Annotated in this window: 18 protein-coding genes; 9 read left to right on the forward strand and 9 right to left on the reverse strand. The window is 41.0% G+C overall.

Going from position 1 to position 20696, the window contains the following annotated elements; all coding sequences use genetic code 11:
• Positions 1 to 6: 6 nt before the first annotated feature.
• The 3 genes from BVH04_RS00690 (at position 7) to BVH04_RS00700 (ending at position 4350) form a co-directional block, all read left to right on the forward strand.
• The gene (locus BVH04_RS00690) at positions 7 to 3651 is read left to right on the forward strand and encodes an ABC transporter permease/M1 family aminopeptidase (protein ID WP_086539409.1); all 3645 of its coding nucleotides are present in this window, start codon (positions 7 to 9) and stop codon (positions 3649 to 3651) included.
• A 94-nt stretch (positions 3652 to 3745) separates the two neighbouring features.
• Positions 3746 to 4012, forward strand: a complete 267-nt coding sequence (locus BVH04_RS00695) for a DUF6922 domain-containing protein (protein WP_394335221.1) — start codon at positions 3746 to 3748, stop codon at positions 4010 to 4012.
• Positions 4013 to 4020: 8 nt separating this feature from the next.
• Positions 4021 to 4350, forward strand: coding sequence for a nucleotidyl transferase AbiEii/AbiGii toxin family protein (locus tag BVH04_RS00700; protein WP_086539411.1), 330 nt, complete (start codon positions 4021 to 4023; stop codon positions 4348 to 4350).
• Positions 4351 to 4642: 292 nt separating this feature from the next.
• Here BVH04_RS00700 and BVH04_RS24990 read toward each other — a convergent pair whose 3' ends face one another.
• The 3 genes from BVH04_RS24990 to BVH04_RS00710 form a co-directional block, all read right to left on the reverse strand.
• Positions 4643 to 4852, reverse strand: coding sequence for a hypothetical protein (locus BVH04_RS24990; protein ID WP_140160494.1), 210 nt, complete (start codon positions 4850 to 4852; stop codon positions 4643 to 4645).
• 13 nt (positions 4853 to 4865) lie between these two features.
• Positions 4866 to 5399, reverse strand: a complete 534-nt coding sequence (locus BVH04_RS00705; protein ID WP_086539412.1) for a hypothetical protein — start codon at positions 5397 to 5399, stop codon at positions 4866 to 4868.
• A gap of 202 nt (positions 5400 to 5601) precedes the next feature.
• Positions 5602 to 6468, reverse strand: a complete 867-nt coding sequence (locus BVH04_RS00710) for an AraC family transcriptional regulator (RefSeq protein ID WP_086539413.1) — start codon at positions 6466 to 6468, stop codon at positions 5602 to 5604.
• A 131-nt stretch (positions 6469 to 6599) separates the two neighbouring features.
• On the opposite strand from BVH04_RS00710, the gene BVH04_RS00715 reads away from it, so the two are divergent.
• The 6 genes from BVH04_RS00715 (at position 6600) to BVH04_RS00740 (ending at position 13274) form a co-directional block, all read left to right on the forward strand.
• Entirely contained in the window at positions 6600 to 7490 is an 891-nt protein-coding gene (locus tag BVH04_RS00715; protein ID WP_086539414.1) for a dihydrodipicolinate synthase family protein, read from the forward strand.
• 123 nt (positions 7491 to 7613) lie between these two features.
• On the forward strand, positions 7614 to 9068 hold the full coding sequence (locus tag BVH04_RS00720; protein ID WP_086539415.1) for an aldehyde dehydrogenase (NADP(+)): 1455 nt from the start codon (positions 7614 to 7616) through the stop codon (positions 9066 to 9068).
• A gap of 161 nt (positions 9069 to 9229) precedes the next feature.
• Complete coding sequence (locus tag BVH04_RS00725; protein WP_086539416.1) at positions 9230 to 10234, forward strand: 4-hydroxyproline epimerase; 1005 nt, start codon at positions 9230 to 9232, stop codon at positions 10232 to 10234.
• A gap of 88 nt (positions 10235 to 10322) precedes the next feature.
• Positions 10323 to 11570, forward strand: coding sequence for an NAD(P)/FAD-dependent oxidoreductase (locus BVH04_RS00730; RefSeq protein ID WP_086539417.1), 1248 nt, complete (start codon positions 10323 to 10325; stop codon positions 11568 to 11570).
• A 186-nt stretch (positions 11571 to 11756) separates the two neighbouring features.
• Positions 11757 to 12365, forward strand: a complete 609-nt coding sequence (locus BVH04_RS00735; RefSeq protein WP_086539418.1) for a Uma2 family endonuclease — start codon at positions 11757 to 11759, stop codon at positions 12363 to 12365.
• A 300-nt stretch (positions 12366 to 12665) separates the two neighbouring features.
• Entirely contained in the window at positions 12666 to 13274 is a 609-nt protein-coding gene (locus tag BVH04_RS00740; RefSeq protein ID WP_086539419.1) for a Uma2 family endonuclease, read from the forward strand.
• A 173-nt stretch (positions 13275 to 13447) separates the two neighbouring features.
• Here BVH04_RS00740 and argJ read toward each other — a convergent pair whose 3' ends face one another.
• The 6 genes from argJ to BVH04_RS00770 form a co-directional block, all read right to left on the reverse strand.
• A complete protein-coding gene (argJ, locus tag BVH04_RS00745) occupies positions 13448 to 14659 on the reverse strand; it encodes a bifunctional glutamate N-acetyltransferase/amino-acid acetyltransferase ArgJ (RefSeq protein ID WP_086539420.1) in 1212 nt (403 codons plus the stop codon).
• 11 nt (positions 14660 to 14670) lie between these two features.
• Positions 14671 to 15714, reverse strand: coding sequence for an N-acetyl-gamma-glutamyl-phosphate reductase (argC, locus tag BVH04_RS00750; RefSeq protein WP_086539421.1), 1044 nt, complete (start codon positions 15712 to 15714; stop codon positions 14671 to 14673).
• Between the two features lies 1 nt (position 15715).
• Positions 15716 to 16909: an aspartate aminotransferase family protein gene (locus tag BVH04_RS00755; RefSeq protein WP_086539422.1), complete on the reverse strand. Its 1194-nt coding sequence runs from the start codon at positions 16907 to 16909 to the stop codon at positions 15716 to 15718.
• 5 nt (positions 16910 to 16914) lie between these two features.
• Positions 16915 to 17727, reverse strand: a complete 813-nt coding sequence (gene argB, locus BVH04_RS00760) for an acetylglutamate kinase (RefSeq protein ID WP_086539423.1) — start codon at positions 17725 to 17727, stop codon at positions 16915 to 16917.
• 274 nt (positions 17728 to 18001) lie between these two features.
• Positions 18002 to 19147: an ATP-binding protein gene (locus tag BVH04_RS00765; protein WP_086539424.1), complete on the reverse strand. Its 1146-nt coding sequence runs from the start codon at positions 19145 to 19147 to the stop codon at positions 18002 to 18004.
• 151 nt (positions 19148 to 19298) lie between these two features.
• Positions 19299 to 20492 (reverse strand): polysaccharide pyruvyl transferase family protein, encoded by a 1194-nt coding sequence (locus BVH04_RS00770; RefSeq protein ID WP_086539425.1) that lies wholly within the window; start codon positions 20490 to 20492, stop codon positions 19299 to 19301.
• Between the last annotated feature and the right edge of the window lie 204 nt (positions 20493 to 20696).

The raw sequence follows: 20696 nt of genomic DNA on the forward strand, positions 1-20696 counted from the left end.
TCAGATATGTTTTTAGACATCTTCATTTTTGAGCTGAGATACCGGTTTAGTCGACCGGCTACTTATATCTACTTTGGACTATTGCTGGTCGTAGCCACGCTGCTGATCGGGTTCGGAAATACTCCTGCTTCCGAAAAAGTTTATCATAATGCCCCTATCGTTATAGCCAATCTCCAGCTTTTGATTTCTCTTTTTGGAATCTTGATAGCCTCTGCTGTGATGGGAGTTCCGCTTTATCGGGATCTGGAGCACAAAACGGGTACCTTTCTCTTCAGTTATCCTATTTCCAAATTCGCCTATTTCATGGGTAGGTTTTGGGGGTCATTTGTCACACTTCTATTTATCTCCTTGGGGAGCTTAATTGGGATATTTCTTGGAAGTTTACTAGGCCCCCTCTTTGGCACTGATGCTTTGCGGTATGGGCCAAATGAACTGATGAACTACCTTCAGCCTTGGCTGACGCTGACGCTACCAAACTTATGGTTTGCAGCAACTTTATTCTTTGCGTTGATTGTTTTCACCCGTAATATCAAATCGATTTACTCCGGCGGAATCGTAGTTTTCATCGCTTATTTGCTGGCAAATTTCCTTGCAAGTGATATCGAAAACAAAGACCTAGTCCAGCTCTTGGATCCATTTGGGCTGAATACTTTCAATTATCAAACGAGGTATTTGACACCTTTTGAGCAGAACAATTTTATTCTTCCCTTGACAGGAAATCTCCTGCTTAACAGATTGCTCTGGTCAGGAATCGGCTTGGTTTTTTTCATAGCTGCTTACTTCCGATTTAGCTTTAGCTATTTCTTCAAAACTGTCCAGAAAAAAACTAAAAAGGAGGTAGAGAAGGCTTTTGTTCCAAATCTATCCCAGGTGATTTCCAAAGCCAGTTTTGCAGGAAACTATCAGTGGAAAAGCTTCCTAACACTCACAAAAATTGAAATTCAGAATATAACGAAAGATGTCTATTTCAGGTCAATTTTACTGGGTGGAATGGTCTTTTTGATCTTGGATTTTTGGATAGGAAACACGCTTTATAGTGTACCGAATTTCCCATCCACTTCCTTCCTGATGGAATACAAGACCTTTGATTACAATCTCTTCGTCTTCATCATCATTGTCTTTTTCACAGGAGAAACACTCCATAGAGACAAGGCTTCTGGATATTCGGTTATTAATGACACTTTCCCGGTAAAAGACGGTGCGGTCATCGCTTCCAAGTTTTCCGGGATGGCATTTGTCTGCCTGCTATTGACAACACTTCCGATTATTGTTGGCATCATCATACAGACGCTGAAGGGCTATTTCAATTATGACCTCGGGGTTTACTTGGTGGATAGCTACCTCATCTCCCTCCCAGATTACCTGCAAATGGTCATGCTGGTATTTGCAGTGCATCTATTAGTAAACAATAAATTCGCCGGACATGCGGCAGCGATTGGCGTTTGGGTTTCGATTATCATCCTGCGGGATTTTGCAGGATACGATTTCAACCTCTTCTTTTTCTCCTATAAGCCAGGCTATCGCTGGAGCGACATGAATGGCTTGGGACATTTCGGGGAACCTCTTTTCTGGTTCAATCTATACTGGACAGCATTCGGAATCTTCCTGATCTTATTCTTCAGCATTTTCTTCAGCAGAGGAATGGACAATTCCTTGAAAAGTAGAATAAATACTGCAAAGAATAAACTTGGTAAAAAAACAGCGCTGGTTTCTTATGCATTTCTTCTAATAGCTATTTTATCCGGAGCATACATTTATAATTCCACGGTATATGTAAATAGCTATAGAACCAGCGATGAAGGCGAATTGAGACAAGTAGCTTATGAAAAGCAACTGAAGCATTATGAGTTTATACCGCAGCCTAAAATCACTAAGGTGAACTTAAAGGCTGACCTTTATCCCTTGGAGCGAGATGCCTATTTCGAAGCAAAGGTGGAGCTAGTGAATAAAACTGACCTGCCGATAGATTCTGTGCATTTCAATAGTGGAAGCCTGACCTCATTTGAGGTTTTATACAATGATGCTGAGTTGCCTTATAGATTCCCGTTGGTTTATGAGCCAAGTAAATTTCAAATCTTTGGCAAAAAAGAACAAAAGGAATGGTACAAGATCACTGCACTTCCTAAAACTATGATGCCTGGTGACACGCTTGAGCTAGTCATCAAAAGCAAAGTAATCAATGATGAGTTCCCAAATTCAGGCTTTGGAAGAGAGTTGGTTTATAATGGTTCTTTCATCGCAGGAGGCATGCCTGATATTGGTTATTCTTCTGAAAATGAGTTGGACAGCGACGAAAAACGAAGAGAATATGAGTTGACTGAGAAACCGGAAGATCTTCCACCTCATGATGATCCTTATGGAACAAACACCCTGCTTTTCTCCGATGAAGCCGATTTGATTCAGTTTGAAGCCACAGTAAGTACCATCCCAAGCCAGATCGCTATTGCGCCGGGGTACTTGCAAAAAGAGTGGGAAGAAGAAGGACGTCGTTATTTCCATTACATTCAAGACACGCCAATTCAATCATTTTTCTCAGTGCTATCTGCTGAATTCGAGGTTCTCAGGGATAAAACAAATTTGCCTAGTGGACAAGAAATTGATATAGAGATCTATTATCAAAAAGGTCACGAGTACAATCTGGATCGGTTTGTAAAGTCCTACAAAGATGGATTAACTTATTTCTCGGAAACCTATGGCCCGTTCCAATTCCGTCAAATGAGGATTTTGGAATTTCCGAGGTATGCTGGTTTTGCACAGTCATTTCCAAATACAGTGCCTTTTAGCGAGGACTTTGGTTGGGTAGCAGATTTCTCCGATCCTAATAGCTTTGACTATGTGTATTATGTGACTGCTCACGAACTTGCACATCAATGGTGGGGACATCAGATTACTCCAAATTATACTCGTGGATCAAATTTGATCTCAGAGGCGTTGGCCGAATATTCTGCATTGGTACTTACTGAAAGAAAATATGGTAAAGAGAATATGAGGCGCTTCCTGAAAGATGAACTAGACGGTTATCTGCGTGGAAGATCCAGCGAGAGCAAAAAGGAAAATGTCTTTATCAACACAAATCGATCCTACCAATGGTATCAAAAGGGGAGTTTGATTTTATACGGTTTGAGGGATTTGATCGGAGAAGAAGCGATAGATAGCGCTTTATATAATTTCAATGCTGAATTTGGCTTGAAGCTTACACCTCCATTCCCTGGAAGCGCTGATCTATATAGACATCTGAATGCACACACGCCAGACAGCCTAAAGTATTATCTAGATGATACTTGGAACAAAATCACACTCTATGATAATAAAGCCGAAGAAGTGACGGCAACAAAAATTTCCGATGGAGAATATGATGTAACTATCAAATTGAGGTCTCAAAAACTCTATGCTGACTCTGCAGGAAAAGAATCTGATGCGTCATATGAGGGTGATTATATCGACGTAGGTATCTTCGCAGCAGATGACAAGGACGAGAATGGAAAAGACCGAGTTAATCCTCTTTTTGTCCAGAAATACAAACTCAAGCCTGGTGAGACCACCCTTACTATCAGGGTGAAAGGAGAACCTGCTAAAGCTGGAATTGATCCTTACAATAAATTGATAGATCGAATTCCTGACGATAATTCGACTAGTGTGGAAGTCGAATAAACCCAAAAGCTCCTCGGAGCTTTTGTTTTGAATCTTGTATTGTTGAACTTTGAAATAACATGAGCGACAAACCCAAACCATATTTCATAAAAGAATCTTTTGGGACGTGGACTTCGAAAATCTTGACTACGACAAGAAAGCCAAATTCGTCATCGAACGTGTTTTTGAGCGGGGCGATGTACCGGATATCCGTAATTGTAGGAGGTACTATGGAGATGAAAAAGTATCAGAAGTATTGCTGAATGCGAAATTTCTACCTGAAATAAGAATGTATCTCGCTGCCGCCGTGATCGACAGACCTTTAGAAGATTTCAGATGCTACAAACTCAGACAGTCAAACCCAGGACTTTTTCCTTACTGAAATCCCTAATGAAAATCCCGGAGCTGGAAAGTTTCGGATTGGTAGGTGGAACAGCACATTCCTTAAAGTTTGGCCATAGAATTTCTGTGGATTTGGATCTTTTTTCCAACTCTGACTTCTTAAACTTAGATATCGAAAAGGCACTAAATAGAGAGTTTGGTTCTTCTTTCATCATGGAGGAGGTTCCAAAGGACTTCGGAATTTTTTGTTACCTGGAAGATGTGAAAGTTGATATCGTTCGTCATCCTCATCCTTTGATTGGAGCCAAAGAGACTATTGACGACATCCGGTTTTTCTCTAATCAGGACATTATGGCCATGAAACTCAGGCAGTTTTAGGCCGTGCGAAAAAAAAGGATTTTTGGGACATCGCCGAGCTTCTGAAACATTACGCTGTCAGAGATTTTATCAACGCCCACAAGAAAAAATACAGCACTCAGAACCTTTTGATCTCAGTACCTCAGGTAATGACCTACTTTTCTGATGCTGACGAGGATGAAAATCCAGTAAGTTTGAAAGGGCAAACCTGGGCTAAAATTCAAAAAATCATTCAAAGCGAGGTTTCGGAATTTCTTTCAAAAAAAGGTCACCTGCACAATTGCAGGTGACCTTTTTTAATTTACGAAACTGCCTATTTTCTCTTTCGCAACAGAGCAACCAGTATTAAAACAAATATTGCTCCACCTACTATCCATGCCCATGGCTGTTGATACCATTCCTCTTTCCCGATATTAACATCGATATCCAATCCGCCATCTTGCGCAAATGCCGCGGCTGAAAAGAACATAGTCAATAGAAATGAAAATAAACTCAGCGAGTACTTTTTCAATTGATTTTTCATGGGTTGTTAGTTTTTATTTGAATCTAATATTATAAGTCGCAGCCACACCGATAGTCTGAATATCAGCTGCAGGGTCTGAAGTAAATACCTGATTATAGAAAGCAAATATATTCCAGTCGTAATTGTGATAACCTACTTGAGGTCTGATATAAAAACCTCCATCACTCAATATATCCCCTGTCAAAAAGGTGTATCCGACATCAGTACCCACGAAGAACCCTGATGGCTCAGGATAATATCTCAGCATCAATCCTAGTGGAATTGCACCGAAGTCTTGAGTACCTGCGACGTCCGAATTCTTAAAATATTTGGTATAACCTGAGACCGCACCAAGCCCAAAATTATCTGTTCTCATAAATTGACCAGCTACTTCGAACCCAAAAGCGAATGAAGAATAGTCACCTATATCTCCTACAGGAACTCCCAGGTTAAGACCTAGTTTCAGCCAAGAATTGTCATCGTTGATATCTTCAATCTCGCGTGTTGTCTGTGCGAAAGCGGCAAAAACGGCCATCATTAAAGTCACTGATAAGATTATTTTTTTCATAGTTAGTTTGTTTTCGACTTTATAGCCAAAGCAGATGCCACGAGCGGTTGCAACTAAATTGAAAATCTATTAATCTCTAGTATAAAGGCTTTTAACAGATCTTCACATCTATAAATAAAGAGAGAAAAGCAGAAAACAAAAAAGTATCCCCTCCCGATATTGGGGAATTTTGTTCTCATGCAAGCCATTCCTGCGCTTTTCATTATTCCAGTTTACGCCAGTCTTTGGGTGTCATTTCTGTAAGACTTTTGAAAGTTTTATTGAAATGCGATAAGGTTTGAAAACCCACTTTATACGAAATCTCCGAGATACTCTTATCAGTCTCCAGAAGTAGCTTCTTGGCTTCTGTAATTCTCAACTGCTGGACATATTGAGTAAAAGTCCTTCTCGTCCTGAGCTTAAAAAATCTGCAAAATGCCTCTTTGCTCATATATGCCTGCTCGGCCACTTCCTCTAAGCTGATCTGTCTAGTGCTATTGTCCAATATAAATCTCATCACCTGATCCATTCGCCGACCATCCCTTTCAGTCATCGATCGCATTACTGGAATCTGATTTAGTGCAACCAAATCATCAGAATTAAAGTCCAAAAGCGATAAAATATGAATGCAATGGCTAAGCCTTGTAAGGCCTGAATAATCTCCAAATCGATAAACCACCTTCGCTATTTCATCCTTAGTATCTCCGATGATTTTAAAAGATCCTGTAATTTTTTCATTCAGATGAGTGAGTTCAAAAAAATCTTCTACCTCCGCAAAAGCTTTACTCACTGCCTTAAAATCAAAAAAAATGGTGTTTCCTCCAATCTTGAGGTCGCTTTCCTCCTGGAAATAATCAGCATCACTGCGAAAAACATGCGGGATGCTCTCAGCCAATAAATACATATCTCCTTGCTCAAACCTCCCAACATAATCGCCAACTAGAAGTTGACCCCTACCTTCTACAATGAGGGTTAATTGGGCTTGAGGGTGCAGATGAAGGTTGTTGTAGAAATGCTTTCCCCTATCTTCCTGATACTGAATAAACGTATTTTCAGACTTGGGAATCTGAAAGGAAATCACTTTACTCATAAGTTAAAATAGGCTTAGATTATATAATATTTTCAATTTTAAAGAATTATTAGTCAATATTGAGTCATTATTTATTAAATGAAAACTTTCCTTCGCCAAATCCATCAACTAATTTTGAGAGAAAAAACACTATGAACTGGAAAGGTGTATTCCCCGCTGTGACGACTAAATTCCATGCTGACGGAAGTTTAGATATGGCTCTATTTTTCAAAAACATTGACTTCCAAATGGCATCCGGTGTTCACGGGATTATCCTTGGTGGTACGCTTGGCGAAAGCTCCGTACTTTCTCAGGAAGAGAAAATCACTCTTACCCGTGAAACTGTTAACTATATTGACGGCAAAGTCCCAGTAATCTTGAATATCGCTGAAGGAGCTACTCAAGACGCGCTATTTTGGGCAGCAAAAGCCAAAGAACTTGGCGCTGCTGGACTGATGATCCTTCCTCCCATGCGATATGCGGCTGATGCAAGAGAAGTTGTAGCCTACTTCAAAGCGGTAGCGAATAGCACTGATCTTCCGATCATGATCTATAATAATCCAATTGACTATAAAACCTTGGTGACGATCGAAATGTTTGCCGAATTGGAAGAATGTGAAAACATTCAAGCTATCAAAGAATCCACTCGTGACATCTCCAATGTGACCCGCATGAGAAATAGATTCGGCTATCGTTTCAAATTGCTTTGCGGAGTAGATACACTAGCGATGGAAGAATTGGTAATGGGAGCAGATGGCTGGGTTGCTGGTTTGGTTTGTGCCTTTCCGAAGGAAACCGTAACTATTTTCAAGTTAATCAACGAAGGCAAAAACGAAGAAGCCAGAGAAATCTATCGTTGGTTCCTGCCTCTTTTAGAACTTGACATTCACCCTAAGTTGGTTCAATATATCAAGCTGGCAGAGCAACATTGCGGTATTGGAAGTGAGCACGTGAGAGCTCCAAGACTTACATTGATCGGAGAAGAAAGAGCAAGAGTAGAGAAAATCATTACCGATGGTTTGGCTAATAGACCTAAATTGTAGATTATAGTGTTTAGAAGTGGGACTGAAGAACCAAGAAGCAAAGCATGTTAATTCTTCAGTTTTATTCTACTCATTTTGGTCAGAATTCTTACTAATCTTTTAACATTCAAATTTTACAAGCTTATGAATCTCGATACAATATTTTCAGCCGCTCAAGAAGCATTTCTATCTTATAAAAATCTCTCAGGGAGTAAGAAAGCTGATTTTTTGGAGAAAATCGCAGAAATCCTAGAAGGAAACAGAGGTGCAATTGTGCTAATGGCAGTAAAAGAATCGAATCTTCCAGAAGGTAGAATTAATGGGGAATTAGGGCGTACAACTGGCCAGATTAAGCTTTTCGCAAATCAACTTAGAGAAGGAAGTTGGGTGGAAGCGACTATCGATCCCGCCGATCCCAAAAGATCTCCAATGCCAAAAGCAGACATTCGTAGAATGCTTATTCCAATCGGGCCCGTGGTGGTTTTTGGCGCAAGTAATTTCCCGTTGGCATTTTCTACAGCAGGCGGAGACACCATCTCAGCTTTAGCAGCCGGATGTCCGGTGATCTACAAAGGACACCCAGCGCATCCAGACACTTCAAAATTTGTAGGTGAATGCATTTCTCAGGCAGTCAAAAAATCTGGTTTGCAGGAAGGAGTCTTCACCCACGTGGAAGGCGGAGTGAAAATGGGACAGGATCTCGTGAAGCATCCTTTAGCAAAAGCAGTTGCCTTTACTGGTTCATTTGGAGCAGGAAAATCTCTCTTTAACATTGCAAGTGATCGTGACGAACCAATCCCAGTCTATGCTGAAATGGGCTCTGTAAATCCGATTTTCACCTTTCCTCAGCGTTTAGGCAATGAATTAATTCCAATGGCGCAAAGCTTTGTAGGTTCACTCACGCTAGGAGCTGGACAATTTTGTACTAATCCTGGGTTGATTTTCGTGCCAAAAGAATTGGCAGGTCGATTTAAAAATGCCGTATCTGAATCTTTGCAAGAAGCAGCAGGATCGCCTATGCTTCACGAGGGAATTGCTGATTCTTACTACTCAGCGCTGGACAATCTAAAGACAAGACCTGAGCTGAATTGGGTAAAAGTACCCGACGCAAAGCACCTGATCAATGTAAGCCCGGCTTTAGCTGAAATCAAAGCCGCTGACTGGATCGCAGATAATCTTTTCCAGCAGGAAGTATTTGGTTCATTTGCCTTGATGGTGGTCTACGAAAATGAAGCAGAGTTAAAAGGAGTTGCCAAAAAGCTTCACGGGCAGCTTACAATTACCCTTTGGGCAGACACTTCTGAACTGAAAGCCAACACTGAGTTGATCAATTTATTGGAAGAGAAATGTGGACGATTGCTATTCGGTGGAGTTCCTACCGGAGTAGAAGTAGGCTATGCGATGCAGCATGGCGGACCTTTCCCTTCCACGACTAGTTCAAATAGCACCTCCGTTGGAGCTCACGCGATTAAGCGTTTTGCCAGACCTATTGCACTCCAAGATATGCCAGCCGATTTGCTTCCTGATGCATTGAAAAACGCAAATCCACTGGGAATCACAAGACAGATCAATGGCAAGTTTACAGTGGAGAAAATCTAAGTATTTACGAGGTTGGATTTGGGACTTACGAGATCTTGAGGGACTTCAATCTTAGATTTAATAAGTAAACGTGAAGGATTTAAAACACTATACCACATTTAAGTTTGAGTTTTTAACCCCCAATTTTACAATCTCTCCAAATTACAATCTTGTATTAATTCATGTCAACAAGACACACTTTCTCCTGCATCGACGCCCATACTTGTGGCAATCCCGTGCGATTGGTTTCAGGCGGAGTTCCCTTTTTGAAAGGTGAAAACATATTGGAAAAACGCCAGTATTTTCTTGAAAACTACGATTGGATCAGGACTGGACTGATGTTCGAGCCAAGAGGTCACGACATGATGTCCGGCTCCATGCTTTTCCCTCCCCACAATCCAGAAAATGACGTGGCGGTACTCTTTATAGAGACTAGCGGCTGCCTGCCGATGTGTGGTCACGGAACTATCGGAACTGTGACGATCGCGATTGAGGAAGGTTTGATTTACCCTAGAATTCCAGGAAAGCTTAGACTAGAAACACCAGCTGGTTTGGTTCTCGTAGAATACAAGCAAGAAGGTCGAAAAGTAAAATCAGTCAAGCTGACGAATGTAAAAAGCTTTCTGGCAGCTGAAGGTATGGAAATAGTATCCGATGAACTCGGCAAACTCACCGTGGATGTTTCTTATGGCGGCAACTTCTACTGTATCATAGATCCGCAGGAAAACTTCCCAGGCTTAGAGCATTTCAAAGCTGAGCAACTGATCTCTATGGCTCGTTCGCTTCGCCAAAAGATGAATGAGAAATACGAGTTTGTTCACCCAGAGCAGCCGGCGATCAGAGGACTTTCTCATGTACTTTGGACAGGCAAAACGCTAGACGCGACGAGTACTGCAAGAAATGCCGTGTTCTACGGTGATAAAGCAATTGACCGCTCGCCTTGCGGCACTGGAACCTCAGCTAGACTTGCGCAGTGGTATGCAAAAGGACTTTTGAAGCTCGGCGAAGACTTTATTCACGAGAGCTTTATCGGATCAAAATTCATCGGTAGAATCGAAGAAGTAACAGAAATAGGCGGAAAGCCAGCTATCATTCCAAGCATTGAAGGTTGGGCACAAGTTTACGGATATAACACCATCATCCTGGACGATGACGACCCGTATGTACATGGATTCCAAGTTATATAAATTGTACAAAATACAAGGTTCCAAGTACAAAGCATCGTTAGCATTTGACATACTTGGTACTTTGTACATGATACTTAGTACTAGATAAATGAAAACAACCATCATCATAGGAGGCGGAATAATCGGCCTGTTTTCCGCGTATTTTCTACAAAAAGAAGGGATTGAAGTTGAGGTAATCGATCAGGGCGACATGCAAGTGAATTGCTCCACGGGCAATGCAGGCATGATCGTACCAAGCCACATTATCCCGCTGGCTGCACCTGGAATGATCAGTAAGGGGATTTCTTGGATGTTTTCTTCCAAAAGTCCTTTCTACATCCACCCACGACTGGATGCCAAACTTCTGAAGTGGTGCTATCAATTTTATAAAGCTGCCAATCCTGCCCATGTGGAGCGTAGTGTTCCCGTGTTGAAAAACCTCAGTTTGCTGAGCAAAGCGCTCTATCAGGAATTTCGGGACGAGCATCCGGATTCAGCTATTGGTATACAGGAAAAAGGGTTGATGATGATCTATCAGACTCAGGCAGTCGAGAAAGAGGAAATCGAATGTGCTCATCTTGCAAATGCGAATGGATTGCAAGCAGATATTCTGACACGAGAAGATATAAGGACTTTCGAACCAAATCTGGAAGTGAAAGCTCGTGGAGCCGTTAGATTTCCTGGAGATGCGCACTTGGATCCGGGGAAATTGTATGGATTTCTGAAAGAATATTTATCGGAAAAAGGAGTGAAATTCCATCCACATACGCAAGTGACGGGATTTGAAAAAAGCGGTAATGCAGTGAAAGCTGTGATCACTGACAAAGGAAAGATTGATGTCGAGAAAGTAATACTCGCTGGAGGTTCTTGGTCTGGAGAGTTGGCAGATTTGCTGGGGTTTAAGCTGCCAATGATGGGTGGAAAAGGTTATTCTTTTCTTCAGGAAAATAAGCCTGAAATCATGCAATCCTCTATCTTGACAGAAATGAAGGTAGCGGTAAGTCCTTATGGAGATCATATTCGATTTGGTGGAACCATGGAAATCGCCGGCACCAATCTAAATGTAAATCTTAACAGGGTAAAAGGAATCTTCGAATCCATCAATCGCTACTACCCAGAATTCGAAGCAAAATTCCCTGAAGAAAATAAAATCTGGAAAGGCTTAAGACCTTGCTCTCCAGACGGACTCCCATACATAGGTTTTGCTCCTGGCTACATTAATGTGATGGTGAACAGCGGCCATTCCATGATGGGCATTAGCTTAGCTCCAGCTTCCGGGAAAATCATCAGCGAGCTACACCAGCAGAAAGACACTACCTTGGAATTGAAAGGTTTTGAAGTGGATCGATACATGTAAGTCAATTGGAGTTTCAAGACCATCGAAGGTCTTTTACTTGATTCAAGTCTCCAGACCTAGACCCAACTCAATTCAATTTCCAGACTGAATTGCATCACTAATTGAAATTTTCGGACATATTTGGGAAATCAGTAAGCATGAAAGTTTTTTCTCAAAACTCTTCCTACATTTCCTTAAATTGCTCTTATGGATTCTGAAGAGAAAGATCTTGTGCAAGAGCCGTTTACAGAGTACGGCGTGTATTCCTATGCGGACTATTTGACTTGGGAGATCGATGAGATGGTCGAACTCATCAAGGGAAAAGTGTTTCGGTCTGCTGCTGCAGCGCCTGGAAGAAAGCATCAACAGATCGTATTACGTTTAGGAGCAGCACTTTTAAAGTGTCTTGAAAATAAACCATGCGAAGCTTTTATTGCTCCATTTGACGTAAGACTGCCCGTAAAGTCCAAAAAGAATGAAGATATTTTCACTGTAGTCCAGCCTGATGTCTGTGTTGTTTGTGATCGATCAAAATTGGATGATGCTGGTTGTATTGGTGCCCCTGATCTGATTGTAGAAGTACTTTCCAAATGGGGAATCAAAAAAGACCTAAAGAATAAATACGAAGTTTACGAGGAATCAGGAGTGAAAGAATATTGGGTGATTCACCCAGATGAGGAGACTTTCTTAATCTACACACTTACTCATGGGAAATACATTCCTTCTAAACTTTTTACACGTGGAGATTACATAAAATCAGAATGTATCAGTGGATTCGAAGTAGATCTGGAAAAGTTTTTTGAGGATTTAGATTGAAGTTGCTGTTATCGTGCGTCACCATACGATTGATCTTAATTAAACGACCTTATTTCTGAAGAAAGACATCACACAGTGAATGGAAGATTTTGAAGTGGATCGATACATTTAAGTCCATACGAGGTTTTAAGAATCTCGAAGGACTTTTACTTGGTTCAAGTTTCCAGACTTCTATTCAACTCAATTCAGTCTCCAAACTGCTTTACATCACTAATTAAAATTTTCGGACATACTTGGGAAATCAGTATGCATGAAATTTTTTTTCTCAAAACTCTTACACCATTTCCTTAAAGTGCTTTTATGGAATCTGATGAAAAAGATCTTGTGCAAGAGCCGTTTACAGAGTACGGGAGATATTCCTATGCGGACTATTTGACTTGGGAGATCGATGAGATGGTCGAACTCATCAAGGGAAAAGTGTTTCGGTCTGCTGCTGGAGCACCGAGAAAAAAGCATCAAGAAATAGTACTTCAACTAGGCTCGCTTCTTTTAAAATTTCTTGAAAAGAAAACTTGCAAAGTATTTATTGCTCCATTTGACGTAAGACTGCCCGTAAAGTCCAATAAGAATGAAGATATTTTCACCGTTGTCCAGCCTGATGTATGTGTAGTTTGTGACCGTTCCAAATTGGATGAAGCTGGATGTGTTGGAGCACCAGATTTAATAATCGAAGTGCTTTCGAAGGGAAACAACAAAAAAGAGCTCCAAAACAAATACGAGGTTTATGAGGAATCTGGAATTCAGGAATATTGGATTATTGCTCCATATACAGAGACGTTGATGATCAATAAGCTCATCAATGGAAAATACATTTCGTCCCGACTTTTTACTCGCGGAGATATTGTCAAATCTGAATGTATCGCAGGATTCGAAGTAAATCTGGAAGATTTCTTTGAGAAAATTGACTGACTTAAGTTTTACTGAATTGAAATTCAAAAGTGAAAGAGTGACTTATATCTTGCTTTTTGAGATCTGAATTTATTTTCCTGCACACTCTGCGAAATTCTCGGTCTTTTCTGAGGTAAAAAAAATCCTGCTTCTGGAGAAGCAGGATAACTAGATTTTTACAATGAATCAATTCATCAAGTTGAATAGACGGAATTGAACATCACATAATCGGTGGTCAGATCAGATCCCCAGCCTATTCCTTCTTCTTCTCCTGTATTCAGTTCCAGCTGAACACGGATATGGGACTCCCGAAGCAGCTTCTTCATATAAGACTTCTCAAAATTCACCGGATTGCCTTTGTCCAAAACCTGCACCAAATGATTTTGGTCACCTATAAAGAGGTTTACTTTTTTGTAATTGAAGGAAACACCTGCATTACCAGCTGCCGCGATAATTCTTCCCCAGTTGGGATCACGACCAAACATCGCTGTTTTCACCAAAGTAGAATCTGAAATCGCCCGAATAAATATCCTTGCTATAGCTTCAGTTCTTGCTTTGGTTACTCTGTATTCTATAAACTTAGAAGCCCCTTCTCCATCTGACACGATGAGTTTCGCCAAGTGAGTCAGGATTCCCAACAACTTCTCCAAGAATACCTCATAGCCGGGATCATCTTTGCTGCTCACTTTTCTATTCCCAGCTAATCCGTTTGCCATGACCGCTACCATATCGTTGGTAGAAGTATCGCCGTCGACAGTGATCATGTTGAAGGAGCGGTCGACACAGTAAGAAACTGCTTCTTTCAGTAACTTTTCATCGATATTGAAATCCGTTACCACAAAAGCCAACATGGTCGCCATATTCGGATGGATCATCCCAGATCCTTTAGCCACTCCGCCCATATTAATCTTTACACCGTCGTACTCAAAATCAATAAATCCTTCCTTTGCAAAAGTATCAGTAGTTAAAATCGCATTCGCCACAAATGACCCGGCTTTTAACTCTCCACTAAGCTTGGGAATATTGACTTTTAGTCCTTCCACTACATCTTCTGTAGGAAATTCTACTCCAATAATACCAGTAGAAGCCACGATCACATCTTCTTCAGAAATCCCCAACGCCTCTGCTGTAGCCCGAACCATTGCCTCTGCTCCCTCTCTTCCTTGATCGCCAGTACATGCATTGGCATTTCCTGCATTGCAGATGATCACCTGTGCTCTATTATTTGCGAGGTTCTTTTCTGTGATTTTGATAGGCTCGGCACGCACTTTATTTTGGGTCAAAGTCACTGCAGCTGCGGCGGGAACTTCTGAGTATATAATGGCCAGATCCCTTTTCATAGACTTCACTCCAGTGTGCGCACCCCAGCATTTTATGCCGCGTACGTTGGTAATATTTTTGATCATTTTTTCCTTAATTACGGTTTTAATGGCACTTGATTCAAACCTTCTGACTCTGCCAAACCAAACATTAAATTCATATTGTGAACAGCCTGACTAGCGGCGCCTTTAAGCAAGTTATCAATAACTGAGATAACTATCACACGCTCTGTTCTCGCATCCCAAACAGGGAATATATCGCAAAAGTGACTTCCCCGCACATCTTTGATGCCTGGAGCTTCATTTCTCAATCTGACAAAAGGCTTGTCTTTATAAAAATCCCGATAGATTTCAGTCAATTTCTCCTGGTTCATTTCGCCGTTGATTTTGGCGTAAGCCGTCACCAAAATACCTCGATCCACTGGCAGCAAATGCGGGGTAAATTGAATGGCTGTCTGATTTCCAGCCAAAGCACCTAATTGTTCCTCGATCTCAATGGTGTGTCTATGACCAGCGATTCCGTAGGCTTTGAAGTTCTCATTTACATTGGAAAAATGCGTGGTCACGCTCGCCTTGATTCCGGCTCCTGTAAGACCTGATTTAGCATCTATGATCAAAGATTTCTCCTCTACTAATTGCTTCGCAAAAAGCGGAGCCATGCTCAGAATCGAAGCAGTCGGAAAGCAACCAGGATTTGCAACGAGATCTGCTGACTTTATTTTATCTGCGAAAAGCTCTGGCAAGCCATAAACGGCGATGTCAAATCCTTCAGGATAGCTGTGCTTTTTGTTATACCATTCCTCATAGACCTCTTTGGTAGAAAGTCTAAAATCACCAGAAAGGTCAATAATCTTCGCTCCAGAATCTTTCCATTTGGCCACAAAATCCATGGAAACGCCATGTGGCAAAGCCAGGAAAATAACATCCAGCTTTTGCTTACTCACTTCGTCTGCACCCACCAATGGAATATCCAGCTTAGTAAAAAACTGCGGATGCAAGTCCGAAAAAGGCTTGCCCACGTGAGACTCCGAAGTGATCATTTCTATGGACACTCCTTCGTGATTGAGAAGTAATCTCGCCAACTCAGAACCTGTAAATCCAGATGCTCCGACTATGGCTACTTTTAATTTTTGATTGCTCATATTAGGCGCTAACCGTGGTTTCAGTTAAGATTTCATCCAGCTTTTCTAGGAAAATATTCAGTTCATCTCTGCTTATATTCAGTGCAGGAACTAACCTCAAAATATTTCCAGCAGTTGCATTTGCTACAATTCCTTCCTCTAACAAACGCATCACATAAGGCTTTGCTTCAGATTTCATTTTCACCCCAAGCATCAACCCCAAACCTCTGACAGATTCGAGTTCATCATGCTTTGCAATCAACTCATTCAATTTGCCTCTCAGCCAGTCGCTGGTTTCCGTGGCTCTTTTGCACAGTTGCTCCTCAAAGATCACTTCAATAGTTGCAATCGCTGAAGCTGCAACCAGTGGATTCCCACCGAATGTCGTCCCGTGATCTCCAAACTCAATTGCACTTGCTACTTTCTCATTACAAAGTACAGCTCCAACTGGCACTCCTCCACCTAGGCCTTTGGCTAAAGTCATTATATCTGGCTGCACTCCGAAATGATCTTTTGCAAACCATTTCCCAGTTCTGCCTATTCCACACTGGATTTCATCAAATATCAAAAGAACACCTTTCTCGTCACAAAGCTTTCTCAAGCCTTCCAAATAAGCTTTCTCAGCAGGGACAACTCCTCCTTCACCCTGGATTGGCTCTACGATCACGGCAGCAGTTACATCATCAATTGCTGCTTCTACGGCCGCAAGATCATTAAAAGGCACTTGAGCAAACCCAGTTGGGATGGGCCCAAATCCTTTCTGATATTTCTCTTGACCTGCAGCGATGGTAGCTAAAGTTCTTCCGTGAAATGAATTATGCATGGAGATAACTTTTCCACCTTTGCCATGCTTATGCCCATATCTTCGAGCAATTTTGATCGCTCCCTCGACAGATTCAGAACCACTATTCGTCAGAAAAACCCGATCTAAACCTGAGATTTTCACTAGTAATTCACTCAGCGCAACCTGCTGGGGACTCACAAAGAAATTAGATATATGCATCAACTGAGCTGCCTGCTCCTGAATCGCTTTTACGACTTTTGGATGGCAATGACCTACGTTGTTCACGGCTATTCCCGCCAGTAAATCAATGTATTCCTTGCCATCAGCATCCCAAAGCCTACTCCCTTTTCCTTTGATAAAAGCTAAAGGGAAGCGATTGAACGTGGGTAAGTAATTCTCTTTGTCTTTCGTATATAAATCTAGATTTGTCATAGTCTTTAAAGTGTTAGTGTAGTTCCAATTTCCTTATTTTCAATCACATAATTAGCGATTTGCTCTGGCTTGGTACCATTTAAAATAATTGCTTTTTTAACTCCCTCTTTCAAAGCTTGCACGCAGGATTGAATTTTTGGAATCATTCCACCTTGGATAGTTGTACCCAAATGGGCCTTTACAGCATCTTCATTCAGCTTACGAATGATGGATGCTGGATCTGGGTAGTTTAGAAAAAGTCCATCCACATCAGTCAGGACAATGAGTTGATCAGCCTTGACAGCCGAAGCGAGTTTGCCCGCAAAAGTATCCGCATTGATATTGTAAGAGGTTCCGTCAGTCCCATCAGCTACACATGCCACCACTGGCACATAGCCAGCTTCGCAAAGTAAATTGATCAGGCTATCGTCGATTTTGGTTATTTCTCCCACCAATCCTAAATCCACAATGCTTCCATCAGCTGATCTGTGCTGGTATTTTTTGGCCTGCACCATTCCGGCATCTTTACCAGAAAGACCGATGGCTTTTAATCTATTTTGATTGAGTTTGGAGACAAGGTCTGCGTTGACCTCTCCGATCAGAGCTTTTTGAATTTCTGCAAAAGCTATAGCTTCCGTTACCCTGAGACCATCCACAAATTCTGATTTGATGGCCGCTTTTTCTAGTGCTTTGTTGATAAATGGCCCACCGCCGTGCACCATGATGACTTCAAATCCCGCTTCCTGAAGTTTAAAAATCTGTACGGCAATTTCCTGCTGCAACTGGGGATTGATCATCGCATTCCCACCATATTTGATGAGAATTCTTTGCTTAGACATTTTGCTTTTTTTTATACCAAATTGATTTTTTCCGTCCGCAGTAGTTCCTTTTGAACTTTCAGAAACGGAAACAAATCAGAATTGAATTACCGCCGTTTAAAGTTGAATGCAGGGTTAAATGATTTAACCTGACATAGTTAAAACAACCTTCGTACCGAAAGATAATAGTTCGCGGATAAGAGCAAGGTTATTGGAATAGTGAAACTTGAAACTCTTAAAAGTCAAACCTGCTATAATTAAGGGTGACAGGGTGTCAGTTTTTAGACATAAAAATTTATAAATCGATCCCTAACATCCCCTCTATATTCTGTGGGGTAATGACCTCAAGAGTAGATTCTGGATATGCAACAGTAAAAGTTGATGGAAATCTGACTTTGGATTTTTCACTCCATTTACATTCTATAGCTGTCATTGACCCATCCGATTCCTCTATAAAATCAATTTCCTGCTGCGCTGTTGTTCTCCAGAAATAATGTTTAGCATCAGCACCTTTGTATGCTTGGTATTTCATCCGCTCCATCAGGAAATAGTTTTCCCATAACGCCCCAACATCCGTCCTTTTAATGACAGGGTTGAAATTGCCCAAAATCGCATTCCTAATACCGCAGTCATAGAAATAAATTTTCTTCCCTTTCTTGAGTTCTGTTCTTACATTTTTATTGTAAGCTGGAATTCTAACTATAACATAGGCTTTCTCGAGCAAGTCAATATATTTCTCAACGGTAATTTTATCCGCACCTACTATCTGCCCTAGTTCATGATAATTGACTTCACTGCCCAGCTGCAGCGCTAGTGCTTTAAGCAATTTTTCAAGCAAAATCGGCTTTTTGATTTGCTCCAGCATCAGGAGATCTTTATAGAGATAGCTCCCTGCAAGAAGTTTCAAGAGTTCCTTTTCTTCACCAGCGTGAGTCACAATTTCTGGATAATAGCCAAAAATCATTCGATGCTCGATCAGGCGTTTTTCAGTCAACAAACCATGATGCCTTATCATTTCTCCAAAGCTTAGAGGGAATAGAAAGAATTCGAACTTTCTCCCAGTCAAAGGCTCATTTGAAAGACTTGTCAAATCAAATGCAGAAGAACCTGTAGCGATTACCTGCACATCTTTTAGCTGATCTACCGCAATTTTCAGGGTTAGTCCTATCCCAGGAATTCTCTGAGCTTCGTCTATAAAAAGAATCTTGTGATCACCCAAAATACTTTTCAAGCGGGTAGCTGTAGTATCTGTCAGTTCTGACCTGACATCAGCCTCATCACCATTTAAATAAAGCCATGTAAGACCTGAATTTGCTAGGAGTTTCTCGCAAAGAGTACTTTTACCTACCTGCCTCGGCCCCAAAATCAAGATTACCTTATTTCTGAATAAACGATTTTGTATTGATTGCAGAATATTTCTATGTATTGAAGTCAGTGCCATAGGTTCGAAAAGCTAAATCACAAATTTAATATGATATTTGTGATTTGAATCACAAATAATAGCTATTTTTTGTGATTTGAATCACAAAAATTAAGGATAAGTTTTAGTTTGAATTAAGCTCCTACTTCAGGAGAAGCAGGAAAAAAAATCCTTATTTTGCTTTAAGCACCTTCACCATTTTTCCAAAACCCTTCTTTATCTCTTCCATCTGGCGATCTCTCGAAGTTTCATAGTCCTGTTTTGAAATAGAGGTCGCAATTTCAAACTGCTGAAAAATTTCGTCAAACTCAACTGACCGTCTGTTCTCACCAACTCCCCACGTTGCCAAGTAAGCTCCTAGCTTCTCCACTTTCAACCCTACATACGGAACGGCATAACTCATAGCTGTGATAGCACCGTGTAAGCTTGTACCCACGTAGCATTTTGCATTAGCGAGTAAATACATAATATCCCAGATATTATCAGCATCGAAGTACGCATGAGGGCTAGACATCAGCTGCCCAAGTTCCTGCAATGCCTCATGATCATCATGATCAAGGGCTTTGCCTATTGGACAAAGGCAAATCTCAGTCTTTCCCTTTTGATAAATCTCATCCAAACCACTAGCAATGACTTGCTCATGACCGCGCGTGGTTTTCTTGTTTATTTGTGCCAACACATAATTTCCTGCATTTTCAGCTACATAATCAGCAACTTCTTTGGTAACCCTAGTACGAAGAAAATCCAGCGGATAAAACTCTGACATCAAAATAGCAGAGTCAGGAAAAAGATCCGCTTTCACCCCATTTTCCAATAAATTATCAACAGTCAACTGATCCCGAACGGCAAAATAATCTGCACTCTGAAGCTTCACTTTAAGGAAATCGTATTTCTCAAAAACAGACTTCCCAAGTCCAGAACCTCCCAGTGAGTTCAAAATCACAGATTTCACCCCAGGAAAATCACTTTTATCAAACACAAAAGGAAGGGTTGTTTTGCCTTTCAGAATTTTCTTGGTCCAGGCATTTAAGTCAAGTAACTTATTTACTCTTACATGTCTTTTATTGATTCGTTGAAAAAGTGGATTCAATGCCGCATAAAGTGAATTCCAAGTCACTCCCAGCGCTTCCCCTCCCGCGATAATCACGTGCACAGGGTCAGATGGATCGCTACACGCTTTATAAAACTTCTGAAGTCCTTTGGTAGGAAGCCCTCCTACATTGGAAAGGTCACTGTTGATAAGGCCAAAATATTCAAATTGGAAATTCTCCCCGTAAGTACTCAGTTGCCTTTCGATCACCAATGGAAAAAGTAAATCCCCGTAATTGTATCGGTCAAAGGCACCAATAATTAAGACTTTAATCATATGTTTTTATTTATCAGATCTCTTTTTCTCTCCCATTTAATCCAGATTGCTGTCGAGAAAGGAGCTGGCCCAAACCCATCATTTAACCTAGTATGTGAAACCAATTTTGGGGACCTGCAATTGCATTTCCCTAGCTCTTGCAAAAAAGATACTTGATTTTAAATCAGAGTAAATTAAGCTCAGGAACTATTTTTGGTGAGTAGG

Origin of the sequence: Algoriphagus antarcticus (assembly GCF_002150685.1) — a bacterium.
GTDB lineage: Bacteria > Bacteroidota > Bacteroidia > Cytophagales > Cyclobacteriaceae > Algoriphagus > Algoriphagus antarcticus.